A 12,545-nucleotide genomic window follows, 5' to 3' on the forward strand; every position below is an offset into this window, starting at 1 on the left:
AGTCGGTCGGAAGGATGACAAGTGGCGACAGCGGGCCTGGAGCGTGCACGCGGCACGGCGTGGCGAATCTGGGACCTCCACGTACACACGCCCGCCTCGATCGTCCAGCACTACGGTGCCGACACGGACGAGACCTGGGCCCAGTTCATCGATGAACTTGAGGCTCTGCCGGAGGACATGACGGTCATCGGCATCAACGACTACTGGTTCCTCGACGGGTACAAGCGTGTCGTCGAAGCCCGAGAGAGCGGACGCCTCCAGAACCTCGAAGCGATATTCCCGGTGATAGAACTGAGGCTGGATCACTTCGGCGGCACGGACGGGAAGTTGGCGAGGGTCAACCTGCATGTCATTTTCGATCCAGACCTTGACCCGGAAGTGATTCAGGCGCAGTTCATCAACGCACTCCAGCCAAAGATGAAGCTCGCGCCGAGCCACGCCTCCCTCAACTGGCAGGGCGTAATCACGCGGGACTCCCTAACTGACCTCGGCCACAGAATCAAGGAGTCTGTCCCGGCTGAGCACCTATCGAACTACGATTCGGACCTCCGCGAAGGGTTCAACAACCTGAACGTCGGGCTCGACGATGTCGAGGCGATCCTCGCCGGCTCATACTTCAAAGGTCGTTCACTCATCGGAATCGGCAAGACCGAGTGGCGCGACATCAAATGGAACGACCAATCAATCGCCGCGAAGAAGAACGTCATCAACTCGGCACAGTTCATCTTCACCGCCTACGAGGACACGGCCCGGTGGCAGGCAGACGTGGAAGACCTCCGCAACAGCAACGTCACACACCAACTCTTGGACTGTAGCGACGCGCATCACTTCTCAGGCTCCGATCAGCACATGCGTCTCGGAGCCTGCCAGACCTGGCTCAACACGACTCCAACCCTTGCCGGCCTTGCCTACGCGATTGAAGAATTCGATCGCCGTGTCTTCGTCGGACTAGAACCGCCTGCGCTCGCAAGAATGCGGAAGAATCCGGAGCGGTTCATCGAGAGAATCCGGGTCGGCTCCGAGAAGGAGGAACGTGACCTTTTCAGCCACGACCTCCCACTCAACTCAGGATTCGTAGCAGTAGTCGGGAACAAGGGCCAAGGTAAGTCCGCACTCCTCGACTGCATCGCCCTAGGCGGAAACTCTTCACGGAGTAGCGAGTTCGCCTTCCTGAGCCCCACTCGGTTCCTCAGCGCACAGAATCAGAAGGTTGCCAGGGAGTATCGCGCGGAGATCGTTTGGGCCACTGGCACCGCACGGCAGGCCCAACTGAATCAATCACACGACAACGCGGCTCCCGTCCTGGTCGAATACCTGCCACAGATGTTCGTCGAGCGAGTGTGCAACCTTGACCCGGCAGCCGACGATGCCGACGAGTTCGAGCGCGAGCTTCGTACGGTCCTCTTCACTCACATCCCCGAGGACGAGCGCGCTGGCGAGAAGACATTTGACGCGCTCCTGACTCAGAAGACTCGAACCTCCCAAGACGACCTCACGAGGCTCCGCGCAGAACTACGAACCGCGGTGCGTGGCTATGTTGCGATCGCCGCCTTCCGGGCAAGCAATCAAGCATCCGAAGTCCAGAGTCGTCTGGACCTCAAGCAGGCGGATATTGACGCGGCGAAGAAGGACCTCGAAGCGGCGAAAGCCGCGCTCGCTGAGATCGACACTGCGAGCAAGGATGACGGGCACCTCACTGCGCTGATGCAGCGCAGTGAGGAGATCGAGGCGTCGCGGTCAGAACTGACGACCCGCCGAAGTGCCAACGAACAGCAACAAGCCAAGTCGCGCCAACGGCTTGGCGGGATGGAAGCAATCGCGCACCGGGCAGAAGCGATTCAGGCCGACGTTGCCACGCTGAACAGCGAGGCCGAAGCACTTCTCGGCGATGGGGGAACCGAGAGCCCCTACATCCAACTGACCGTCAACGCCGGGAGATATCAGGCATGGCTCGCGAAGGAGGAGGAGTCGCTGGCCGCCCTGAAGCGAGAGCGCGATCAGGTGGACCAAGACCTCGAAGTTCAAGAGCAGGCAAGACGCGAGAACGCAGATGCACTCGCCGCAGCCGACAGCGCACGTGAACGAGCTCGACAGCGCGTGCTCCAATCAGAAGAGCGGGTGACGGCGCTCATCGGAGACGAAGATGACGAAGAGTCTCACGCAGGACTCTCCTCCTTGCTGCGCCGTATCGACGAGGCGCCAACGAAGATGTCTGAACTTCGTGACGAGATCATGCTGTGCTCGCGTCGAGTCCACGAAGCGCTCGAAGCCCAGTTGCACGCAGTTGAGAGTCTGTACGCTCCGGCGTCCACATTCATCGCACAGTCTGATGTGGTCAAGAACGCGGGACTTGAGTTCAACGCCGAGCTACGCATCCTCCCGGGATGGAGGAGCGTCGCAGCCGGCCTCGACGGCCGCAAGAACGGGGAGTTCTCAGACTGGCTGATCGACTTGCCCCAGCGTGTCGAGGACACGTGCTGGGACCAGCTCGCTGCTCAACTTCGAGAGGCATTCGACCGTCTGGAGCACGAACGAGGAGAAGCCGGCGGCGAATATCGGAACCCGGCCGCCGCACTTCGCAACAACACAACGATCGACGACTTCCTCATGAGCATGTTTGACTTGTCCTGGCTGGAGGTTCGCTTCGGCCTCACCGGTGACGGGCTACCGCTCTCTCAACTGTCACCCGGACAGCGTGGCCTCGTGCTCGCGCTGTTCTACCTCGTCGTGGACCGGAGAACCACTCCGCTGCTGCTGGACCAGCCCGAAGAGAACCTCGACAACGAGACCATCGCGTCCAAGCTCGTACCAGCGATTCATGAAGCCGCAGGACGCCGACAGACGATCGTCGTTACTCACAACGCCAACCTCGCCATCGTGGGCGATGCCGACCAGATCGTTCACTGCCAAATGAACGATCGGCGCTTCACCGTGAACAGTGGGAGTATCGCTGAACTCGACGTGGCGAAGTTTGCTCTCAACGTTCTCGAAGGAACCAAGCCGGCCTTCGACAACCGGCGACACAAGTACGAAGCGTTCCCCGAGCTGTCCTGACCCCTTGGTTCCCATGTCCTGCGTCTCACCGATCAGGAGTTTTCGGTCCGTCGTCCGTGATGACGCCAGCCTCGACCAGTGCTGCGCGTACGGCCTTGCGGTCCACGCCCATCCGGCGGCCGATGGCCCGCATCGAGACGCCCGCTCGGGCGAGGCGCGCGGCCTCTGCCTTCTCATCGATCCCCAGCCCCGGTCGGCGGCTCGGCACGTTGCGGCGACGGAGGTGAGCGAACACGGTGGCGCGGTGGATGCCGTACCTCTCAGCGAGTGCCTTGACGCTCATCCCGGCGAGGTAGTCGCCGACGAGCGAGTCAACCTCGGCGGCGGTGAGAAAAGTTTGAGCCGTCTCGACAGTCCTCACAACAGGGCCACGATCGTCCTTCGGAGCGGTATCCTGGGGACGTCGAGAGACCTCGTATACCCCACGGTCTAGGCGGTTGACCAGGGTTTTCGTCTTGGGGGCGGAGTTGCCGAACGTACTAGTCAGGCACCCCAAGTCTGGCCCCGGCGTTCGATCCGATCCATTGGGGCGGCGACTATCAGCCAGATGAGTAGTATTCCCCGTAGTGAGAGCTACCTGGGGTCGACTTTCGCGGACACGGACGCACCGGAGTGGCTGGGTTCTGCTGGTGACGCGTTTGTCAGTGCTTCCCATTTGTTGACGTGAGCGTCTCAAGCCCGTCAAGAATCAGGCCGAGGCCGATTTCAAATTCGCTCTCGTAGGAGTACTCGCCTGTGACCATGAGTTCCTCCACCATGCGCTTGAGGTTCGGCATCGTGCTGAGGTTGAGGGCGGTGGCCATGTCGTTCTCGTGGCCTTCGCCTTGCTTGAACGGCAGATTCACCTCGGTGAGCACGAACCCATAGATGTACGCGTCGAGTATCGAGAAGGCGTGTGCTGCCATCCGGACGTCGAAGACCGTATAGAGCGAACCTAAGATCGCGTCGTGATGACGGAGCACGGTGTCGTACGCGTTGCTTCGCGACTCGATCATCCCGAGTCCCCAAGGGTGTGCGGCGAGCACTTCTCGTCGCGACGAGGCGCTGCGTGACATCTCTTCGCGCCAGTTCTTTGTTGCGTCGGGCAGATAGAACTGCTCTACCACCCAGCTTGCAAGTGCGTCGAGCAACGCCTCCTTGTTCTTCACGTGATAGTAGAGCGACATGGCCTCTGCGCCGAGTTCTTTCGCGACGGTGCGCATGCTGACAAGATTCAGGCCACCTCGGTCGGCGACCGCTGCCGCCGCTTCGATGATGCGTTCGTGGCTCAGGCGCTGCTTCTGCTTGGTGAGTGACTCGGCATTGGCGTTCATACATACGTAAGGTACAGTGCTGTAAAGTGACTTACAACTGTACGAATGGAGTCGTCATGAAAGCAGTGGTCGTCGGTCGCTACGGCCCGCCCGAGGTGGCGGTCGTCAAAGAACACCCCGAGCCCAGCATCAAGCCGAACGAGGTGCTGGTGCGCGTCGAGGCTGTCGCCGTCACTGCAGGTGATGCGCGTATCCGCGGGGCGAGCTTTCCCCGTGGCTTCGCGGTGCCGGCTCGCTTGGCTTTCGGCCTACGTGGGCCGAGAAGGCCAATATTGGGGTCCGCGTTCTCGGGGGTGATCGAGCAGGTCGGATCCGCCGTCGCGATGTTCTCGCCGGGCGATGAGATTGCCGGTATGAATGGGGCGAGAATGGGAGCGCATGCGCAGTACGCAGCCATCAGGGCGACATCGATTGCAGCGAAGCCTCCGGCCGTCAGCCACATCGATGCAGCCGGGGCGCTTTTCGGTGGCTCCACAGCGATGCATTTTCTACGAGGTCGAGTCTCCGCAGGTAGCAAGGTTCTTGTCAACGGAGCGAGCGGTGCAGTCGGAACCAGCGCGGTGCAGCTCGCGGTACTCGCCGGAGCCGAAGTGACCGCCGTCACAAGCGAACCGAATATGGCACTCGCTGCGCGCTTAGGCGCGGCGAAGACTCTCGACTACCGCGTGCAAAGACTCGACCTGCTGTCTCAAGACTTCGATCTCGTATTCGATGCCGTCGGCAATATCGACCGCGCGCTCGGGTTGAGGCTTGCCAAGCCCGACGGTTTTGTCGTGCTCGCCGCCGCGAACCTCTGGGGCACGATGCGGGCGGTAGGGCGAGTGGTCGCCAGCCCCGCTCAGGAGTTGGCTAGCGACTTCGTTCACCTGCTCGGACTTCTCGAAAACGGCACGCTCAAGCCGGTCACGAACTCACTCGGTGGGCTCAAAGCCATCGTCGACGCGTACCGGCTTGTCGACTCCGGACGCAAGGTAGGTAACGTCGTCGTGCGGCCATGGGAGTGATTGCGTGGAGCCGCGTCGTACTGGCCGGGAGCTGGGTGAGCCTCATGCTCATCTATTTGCTCGGCGACGTTCTCAGGCTGTTCGCGGGCAGCTTCACGCCAGGCCATATCGGCGACGAACCCGCCAAAGGCTGGATGTGGACCGTTGCGGCTCTCACCATGCTCACGCCCATCGCAATGATCCTCACGACCTTGCTCACTCCTCTTGGCCCCCTCAAATGGATCACGATCGGCGTCTCAATCGCGCTCGCGATCTTCAATCTCTCGGGCCTCCCGTATAAGGACTTCTTCGACAACCTGCTGATTGTCATTAGCCTGGGCCTGAACGGCTTCATCGTCTGGTACGCCTGGCGAATGGACTAATACGCGACGCGTACCGTGCGTGTGGTCTCACTTGCTGCATGATCGGCTTGCGCGTGCCGACTGTCGGTGGTGACGTCTACCGTTAGGACAGGAGGTGTTGACATGACGCTGGTGTTGCAGATCGCGGTGGTGCTCGTCGGAGCGGCGTTGGCCGTATGGGCCGGGACCAGGCCGGTCAGGGCGCTGCTGGAGCGCATCGACGGGCCGCAGGGCGAGGACGCGAAGACCGTACCGGGGCTGCTCAACGCCGAGAAGGATCTTCCGGGCGGCTTCTGGATCGGGCTGCTCGAGCGCGCCGCCGTCTATCTCTGCATCGTCTCCGGCATGGCCAGCGGGATCGCCATCGTGGTGGCCATCAAGGCCCTCGGTCGCTACCCGGAGCTGCGCACCTCCGACGTGCGCAAGGGCGAACTTTTCATCATCGGCACCCTCGCCAGCCTGCTGTGGGCCTCCTTGTGCGGTTGGCTCGCCTGGCTGGGCGTCGGCCTGTTGGTTTCCTAGCCTTCGGTCCGCGCGGCGCTCCTGGCGTGCACCAGGTTGACCGCCAGCGTCAGGGCGAAGGCGGTGCCGAAACCGGCGAGCATCGCCAACGTCATGCCCACCGGTGTGGTCGACACGAACGGAGCGACGAATGCGGGCAAGTACGCCGTAGCTTCGGCTCCGACGGCACCCACGACGAGCCCGCCCACCGTCGCCGAGAGGATGGCGACGCCGAAGATGCGGCGGTCGCCGAACATGAAGGGGTAGGCCGCCTCGACGAAGGTTCCGAAGAAGAAGTTCACGGGAGCCCCGGACGCTGCCAGCGCGCGCTCCCCGGTGGTCCGAGGCCTGATCAGGTTGGCCGTGGTGATGCCGAAGGACACCATGACCAGTGCCACCATGTCGATGGCGCCGAAGAAGCTGTGGCCCTTCTCTCCCATTTCGAGCAGCACCAGAGGCAGGATCACGCTGTGGTACACCCCGGCGATGATGGCCGGCCACATCGCGAGCCCCGCGAGGGCGCCGGCTAGGAGCGGGCTCACACCCTGCGCCCACTCGATGGAGAGCTTCACCCACGAGCCGAGGAGGCTGGTGAACGGGGCGAGCGCGTAGTAGACGAGCAAACCGGGGAGCAGGCCGGCGATGGCTCCGGTGACGATATTGGCCGTCGTGGCGGGGAAGCGGTGGGCGAGCGTCCACCGGATGAGCCAGGCCGCGAGCAGGCCCGCGAGGATGCCGCCGACCAGGCCACCCAGCAGACCGCCGGGGGCCGACAGGATGCCTGCCACAGCCCCCGCGACCAGGCCGGCCTCGCCGAGCCCGGAGATGCGCATGGCTGCGACCGCTGCCACCACGACCGGCAGGGAGGCGATGAGCAGGTCGAACACCTCGCTCAGGCCGCCCAGCAGCGGGATCTTGCTCACCGCCAACAGCAGTGCCAGAGCGATGAACGCGGGGATGGCGCCCACCATGATGCCTCGGATGCTGATCCGCCTCCACGCCGGCTCATCGCCTGAAGCCACCGAGGCCGACGATCCGCCGAGAGCAGGGCGGTACTTCACGCCCCAGAGCTTCGCCAGAGCGGAGACGTAGGCCACCGAACGGGTGACGCTCGTCGTCCCCGTCGTTCCGGAGGCTCCGACGAGGCGCAGGCCCTGCTGCTGGGCCTTGGCGATCGACGTGCCACCGGTTCCGGCCGCCGGAACGTTCTTGGCCACCGCCGCCTCGATCGTTCGGGAGTTCGTGTCGGTGGGGTCGCAGCTCATGAGGATCAGGCCGTCGATCCGGTCCTCGCGCACGGCGTCGGCAATCTCAGCGTCGAGGAGGCGCGCCGCCTCGTTCACCTCGGCGAGGCTGCCCTCCGCGATCACGCGAGGTTGGCCGTCGATGAGCGACCAGAGCTGCGCCTGCGTCTCGTCCTTCGCCGAGTCCATGGACGTCTCGGCTGCGACGAACTGTGCCTCGGCCAGCTCGAACCCGGCGGCCTCGATCTGGCGTTTGGCGTCCAGGATGAGCTTGGCCGGATCGTCGCCGCCGTGGCTGCGGAGGTTGCCTCCGCTGCTGGCTAGGATCGCAATGCGGTGAGTGGGGGACGCAGACATGGGAAACCTCATCGACGGGGCGGAACGGCAACAAGATACGGCACTGCGCGGCGCTGGACGCCGACAGGTCCGGAAATCGTGGAGGGAGCAGGCATGGGAGAGCCGATGTGGCAGGGACTGCTGCCGGAGCCGGTCGCCGTCGACCTCTTGAGCCGCTGGGCGGAGCCACATCGTCATTACCACTCCACCCAGCATCTGATCGACGGGCTTGCCGCGCTGGACGCGCTGGGCGGAGAACGCCTGGAGCAGATCGCCTTCTGGTTCCACGACGCGGTGCACACCAACACCACGCCGGCCGACGAGGAGGCCTCGGCCCTGATCGCCCGGGAGGCGTTGTCAGGCTGGCTGCCGAGCGATGAAGTCGACGAGGTGGCGCGCTTGGTGCTGCTGACCGCTCACCATCGCCCGGAGCCTGGCGACTTGTCGGGAGCGCGGGTATCCGACGCCGACCTCTCGTCGCTCGGCGCCGACTGGGAGACGTATCGTCGCAATGCGGAGGGCATTCGGCGTGAGCTTCCGCACATCACGGATGAGCAGTGGAGGCTCGGTCGCTCTGCCTTCCTGAGCGGGTTTCTGCAGCGAGAACGCTTCTACGTCACACCGCTCGCGAGAGACCTCTGGGAAGACCAAGCCCGCCGCAACCTGGCTCGGGAGCTTTCCTCTTACGCTTCTTGAGCTTTGTGCTCCTTGAGGCGCGAGGCCGCCCGCGGCCGAGCCTCGAAAGGCGCCGACCTTTCGCAGGGACATGGCCACGGGGATCGAGTCCATCGACCGGTGATCACCCTTGACTGGCGCCTGCTCCGTCGCGCGCCCGAGCAGGTCGCTCGTAGCAACTGCGTTGTCACCGCCGAGGTGGTCGACCCCGTCACCGCCGACATCGGGGATGGCGCGCCCACGGAGATACTCGGCGCTGCGGCTCTGCCCAAGCGGCGCGGCACCTAGCGCTACCGGTGACCGCCGGTAGGGTAGGACACGGCACTATGGGCACAACTTAAGACGCGCCGTGTGGCGCTGAGGAGACCGACAGCATGGCAGGATGCGCAGCGAAGCCGAAACCGACGAAGGCACTCGAACAGCCCCTTGGTCTAGGGCGGTGAGCTGGTAGTGGCCCTCAAGAAGTCAGACCTGTACAGCTCCCTCTGGAGCAGTGCTGACGAGCTTCGCGGCTCGATGGATGCCGGCCAGTACAAGGACTACGTCCTGACGCTGCTCTTCGTGAAGTATGTCTCGGACAAGGCCAAGGCTGACCCCTGGGCCCTGATCGAGGTGCCCTACGACGGCTCTTTCGACTACTTGATCACACTCAAGGGCAAGCCAGACGTCGGTGAGAAGGTCAACGTCGCCATCCGCAGGTTGGCGGAGGCGAATAGCCTCCAGGGTGTCATCAACAACGCGGACTTCGATGACCCGACCAAGCTCGGGTCTGGCAAGGATCTTCAGGATCGCGTCTCAAACCTGATCGGCATCTTCCAGGACATCGACTTCACCGGTTCTCGGGCCGAGGGCGACGACCTGCTTGGGGACGCCTACGAGTACCTGATGCGCCACTTTGCCACGCAGTCCGGCAAGAGCAAGGGCCAGTTCTACACGCCTGCGGAGGTCTCTCGTGTGATGGCTCAGCTGCTACAGATCCCGGCTGGAACTCCGAAGTCGACGACGGTCTACGACCCAACCTGCGGCTCAGGCTCGCTGCTGATCAAGGTGGCCGATGCGGCGCCGAACGGCCTGACCATCTACGGCCAGGAGAACGATAATGCCACCTGGGCTCTGGCCCGGATGAACATGATCCTTCACGGCAACGAGACCCACGAGATCGTGCAGGGCAACACCCTGGCCGATCCGAAGTTCCGCGAGGGCGATAAACTCACCACCTTCGACTACCTGGTGGCCAACCCTCCGTTCTCGGTCAAGACCTGGAAGAACGGTGTCGAGAAGGGCTACGGCCGCTTCGACGGCTTCGCGACGCCGCCGGACAAGAACGGCGACTACGCCTTCCTGCTCCACATGGTCAAGTCGCTCAAGTCGACCGGACGTGGCGCGGTCATCCTGCCCCACGGCGTGCTCTTCCGAGGAAACACCGAGGCGCAGATCCGCAAAGAGCTGATCAAGCGCGGTTACATCAAGGCCATCATCGGACTGCCGGCGAACCTCTTCTACGGCACCGGAATCCCAGCCTGCGTCCTGGTCCTCGACAAGAAGGACGCTGCCAGCCGCACAGGCATCTTCATGATCGACGCCTCCAAGGGCTTCGAGAAGGACGGCCCGAAGAACCGCCTGCGACCGCGTGACATGCACAAGATCGTCGATGCCTACGTTCGGCAAACCGACCTCGAGCGCTTCTCTCGCTTCGTACCGAACAGTGAGATCGAGAATCCGAAGAACGACTACAACCTCAACATCCTTCGCTACATTGACTCGTCTGAGCCGGAGGACATCCAGGATCTGCGCGCCCACCTGCAGGGTGGCATCCCGAACAGAGACCTCGACGACTTGCAGCTCTACTGGGACGCCTTCCCCGGCCTGCGCGAGGAACTGTTCTCGCCTCTTCGCGATGGCTACTCTGAGCTGAAGATCAGCAAGGCCGACATCGAGTCGACCGTGCTCGGCTTCAGTCAGTACTCGGTGGTCAGCGCAGGAACGACGGATCTCGTCACATCGTGGTGGCGAGCCAACCGTGCGGCGCTTGAAGGTATCGAAGGGACGACCCGACCGAACGACCTGTCATCGGATCTCGGCGAGTCGCTACTCGAGAGCTTCCGCTCGCACAGACTGCTCGACGAGTACGCCGTCTACGAGCAGCTGATGAGCTACTGGAACGCATCGATGCACGACGACGTCGCCCTGATCGTCAGCGAAGGCTGGGACGCCGCAGCCAAGCCTCGTGCCGCCCGCACCTGGAAAGACAAGAACAACAAGACCAAGTACGAAGACGCTCATCTGACCTTCGGCACCAGAGCCAACGTCAAGCGCTGGGTCATGGACCTCATCCCACCGAGCTACATCATCGGACGGTTCTTCGCCAATGAGCAGGCTCAGCTCGACCAGCTAACCGCCGATTTCGAAGCCGCGACCCAGGTGGTCGAGGAGTACACCGAAGAGCACGCGGTCGAGGAAGGTCTGCTCTGGGAGGCCGTCGAGGACGACAAGATCACCGCCACCACAGTCAAGAACCGGCTCCGCGTCGCCAAGGCCGAGCGAGCCGATCCCGACGAGATCAAGGCGCTGCACCACGTCGCCAGCCTGTTCGCCGCTGAAGCAGCCGCCAAGAAGGCGGTCAAGGAAGCAACGACCAAGCTCGAGGAGCAGGCGCTGGCTCAGTACGGCAAGCTCACCACCGACGACATCAAGAAGTTGGTCGTCGACGACAAGTGGGGCGCCACCATCGAGGCAGGCATCGAGAGCGAACTTGTGGCAGCCGTTCAGAAGTTCACCGCTCGCCTGCGTGCGCTCGCCGAACGGTACGAGGCCACGGTCGGGCAGCTCGACGCCGAGATCGAGACGTTAAGCGAGGAGGTCGAGAGGCACCTTGCCGCGATGGGGGTCTTGTCATGACGCTCTGGGCAGAGAAGAAGGTTAGTGATCTGATCGACGGTCTCGCCGCTGGGGTCAGTGTTCGCTCTCGCGATGGAGACGCCTCCCGCCCTGCTGTGCTCAAGACTTCCGCCGTCGCAAACGGTAGAGTCGACTTCCGAGAAACCAAGGCAATTGTCGCCGCTGATGTTTCGAGGGCGAAATGCGCGCCGGTTCGCGACGCTATCGTTATCAGCCGCATGAACACGCCAGCGCTCGTGGGCGCCGTTGGGTACGTGGAGACCGACGAGCAGGGTGTGTTCTTGCCTGATCGTCTTTGGATCGCGCGCAGCAAACGAGCGGCTTCGACGGACATGCGATGGCTGAACTATGCGCTGGGCTTCGGCGATGTCGCGACTAGCGTCAGAGAGTTGGCGACCGGGACAAGCAACAGCATGAAAAACATCCCGAAGTCACGATTATTGGAATTGTCGTTGCTAGTGCCGAGCTCAGCAGAGCAGCGGGCAATATCGACCGCGCTCGTCGATGTTGACAGCCTGATCGCCTCTCTTGAACGACTCATCGCGAAGAAACGAGAGATCAAGCAGGGGCTCATGCAGGAGCTGCTTACCGGCCGTACTCGACTGTCCGGATTCAGGGGCGACTGGGCCAAAATTTCGGCGGGAGACGCGGGGGCGTTCAAGGGTGGTTCCGGGTTCCCAATCCGTTACCAGGGTGGATCTTCTGGCGAGTTCCCGCTCTTCAAAGTCTCTGACATGAACCTTGACGGCAATGAGCAATACATGCGCTCATCAAACAACTGGATCTCGGAGCCAGTGCGTGCGACCCTTGGCGCGACAGTGCTTCCGGCAGGCGCGATCATCTTTGCCAAAGTTGGTGCCGCTGTTTTTCTGGAGCGCAAGCGGCTACTTATTGCTCCTGGTTGCATCGACAACAATATGGCCGCGTTCGTAGCCGACCCCAAGAATCTCGATTCCAGGTTCGCCTATTACTCGCTGGTGAACTACCCGCTGAGTTCGCTCGTAGCCGTGGGGGCACTTCCGTCTCTGAACGCGTCACAACTTCGTTCGATCCCCAGGGTGCCGTCAAAGTCGTGTGTAGGGGCGCCTGACTAGGTGATTTGCGTGATTCTCGGCGTGGTGGACGCAAGGGACGCGGCCCCAGTAGCGAGGATGTGGGTGTTCAACGTCCAAACCTCGA

11 protein-coding genes are annotated in these 12,545 nt (G+C 62.8%); 8 read left to right on the forward strand and 3 right to left on the reverse strand.

The annotated features are described in order from the left end of the window. Positions 1–21 precede the first annotated feature (21 nt). Positions 22–3,054 carry a TrlF family AAA-like ATPase gene (locus tag P0D62_RS17980; protein ID WP_275703914.1) on the forward strand — a complete coding sequence of 1,011 codons (3,033 nt, stop codon included), beginning with the start codon at positions 22–24 and terminating at the stop codon, positions 3,052–3,054. Between the two features lie 25 nt (positions 3,055–3,079). Here the strand turns inward: P0D62_RS17980 and P0D62_RS17985 are convergent, their stop codons facing one another. After that, positions 3,080–3,415 (reverse strand): helix-turn-helix domain-containing protein, encoded by a 336-nt coding sequence (locus tag P0D62_RS17985; RefSeq protein WP_275703915.1) that lies wholly within the window; start codon positions 3,413–3,415, stop codon positions 3,080–3,082. Positions 3,416–3,695: 280 nt separating this feature from the next. Next, a complete protein-coding gene (locus tag P0D62_RS17990; protein ID WP_275703916.1) occupies positions 3,696–4,367 on the reverse strand; it encodes a TetR/AcrR family transcriptional regulator C-terminal domain-containing protein in 672 nt (223 codons plus the stop codon). A 56-nt stretch (positions 4,368–4,423) separates the two neighbouring features. Here P0D62_RS17990 and P0D62_RS17995 point away from each other — a divergent pair, with 56 nt between their 5' ends. The 3 genes from P0D62_RS17995 (at position 4,424) to P0D62_RS18005 (ending at position 6,234) form a co-directional block, all read left to right on the forward strand. Continuing rightward, entirely contained in the window at positions 4,424–5,371 is a 948-nt protein-coding gene (locus tag P0D62_RS17995) for an NAD(P)-dependent alcohol dehydrogenase (RefSeq protein ID WP_275703917.1), read from the forward strand. Positions 5,372–5,415: 44 nt separating this feature from the next. Beyond that, a complete protein-coding gene (locus P0D62_RS18000) occupies positions 5,416–5,733 on the forward strand; it encodes a hypothetical protein (protein WP_275703918.1) in 318 nt (105 codons plus the stop codon). Between the two features lie 102 nt (positions 5,734–5,835). After that, complete coding sequence (locus tag P0D62_RS18005; protein WP_275703919.1) at positions 5,836–6,234, forward strand: hypothetical protein; 399 nt, start codon at positions 5,836–5,838, stop codon at positions 6,232–6,234. Here the strand turns inward: P0D62_RS18005 and P0D62_RS18010 are convergent. Continuing rightward, positions 6,231–7,814, reverse strand: a complete 1,584-nt coding sequence (locus P0D62_RS18010) for a hypothetical protein (protein WP_275703920.1) — start codon at positions 7,812–7,814, stop codon at positions 6,231–6,233. The two genes, P0D62_RS18005 and P0D62_RS18010, sit on opposite strands and share 4 nt — an antisense overlap. Before the next feature lie 93 nt (positions 7,815–7,907). Between P0D62_RS18010 and P0D62_RS18015 the strand changes: the two genes are divergently transcribed. From P0D62_RS18015 to P0D62_RS18030, 4 genes are all read left to right on the forward strand, one after another. After that, a complete protein-coding gene (locus P0D62_RS18015; protein ID WP_275703921.1) occupies positions 7,908–8,489 on the forward strand; it encodes an HD domain-containing protein in 582 nt (193 codons plus the stop codon). 99 nt (positions 8,490–8,588) lie between these two features. Continuing rightward, positions 8,589–8,756 carry a hypothetical protein gene (locus P0D62_RS18020; RefSeq protein ID WP_275703922.1) on the forward strand — a complete coding sequence of 56 codons (168 nt, stop codon included), beginning with the start codon at positions 8,589–8,591 and terminating at the stop codon, positions 8,754–8,756. Between the two features lie 162 nt (positions 8,757–8,918). After that, positions 8,919–11,366 (forward strand): type I restriction-modification system subunit M, encoded by a 2,448-nt coding sequence (locus P0D62_RS18025; protein WP_275703923.1) that lies wholly within the window; start codon positions 8,919–8,921, stop codon positions 11,364–11,366. Continuing rightward, the gene (locus P0D62_RS18030; RefSeq protein WP_275703924.1) at positions 11,363–12,460 is read left to right on the forward strand and encodes a restriction endonuclease subunit S domain-containing protein; all 1,098 of its coding nucleotides are present in this window, start codon (positions 11,363–11,365) and stop codon (positions 12,458–12,460) included. The genes P0D62_RS18025 and P0D62_RS18030 overlap by 4 nt, the downstream gene beginning before the upstream one ends. Positions 12,461–12,545: the final 85 nt, after the last annotated feature.

Source organism: Tessaracoccus caeni (assembly GCF_029211185.1).
Lineage (GTDB): Bacteria > Actinomycetota > Actinomycetes > Propionibacteriales > Propionibacteriaceae > Arachnia > Arachnia caeni.

Coding starts and splice junctions, on each gene's coding strand:
- P0D62_RS18010 (WP_275703920.1), bottom strand. CDS start 7,814: ATGTCTGCGTCCCCCACTCACCGCATTGCGATCCTAGCCAGCAGCGGA.
- P0D62_RS18000 (WP_275703918.1), top strand. CDS start 5,416: ATGCTCATCTATTTGCTCGGCGACGTTCTCAGGCTGTTCGCGGGCAGC.
- P0D62_RS18015 (WP_275703921.1), top strand. CDS start 7,908: ATGGGAGAGCCGATGTGGCAGGGACTGCTGCCGGAGCCGGTCGCCGTC.
- P0D62_RS17990 (WP_275703916.1), bottom strand. CDS start 4,367: ATGAACGCCAATGCCGAGTCACTCACCAAGCAGAAGCAGCGCCTGAGC.
- P0D62_RS17995 (WP_275703917.1), top strand. CDS start 4,424: ATGAAAGCAGTGGTCGTCGGTCGCTACGGCCCGCCCGAGGTGGCGGTC.
- P0D62_RS18005 (WP_275703919.1), top strand. CDS start 5,836: ATGACGCTGGTGTTGCAGATCGCGGTGGTGCTCGTCGGAGCGGCGTTG.
- P0D62_RS18030 (WP_275703924.1), top strand. CDS start 11,363: ATGACGCTCTGGGCAGAGAAGAAGGTTAGTGATCTGATCGACGGTCTC.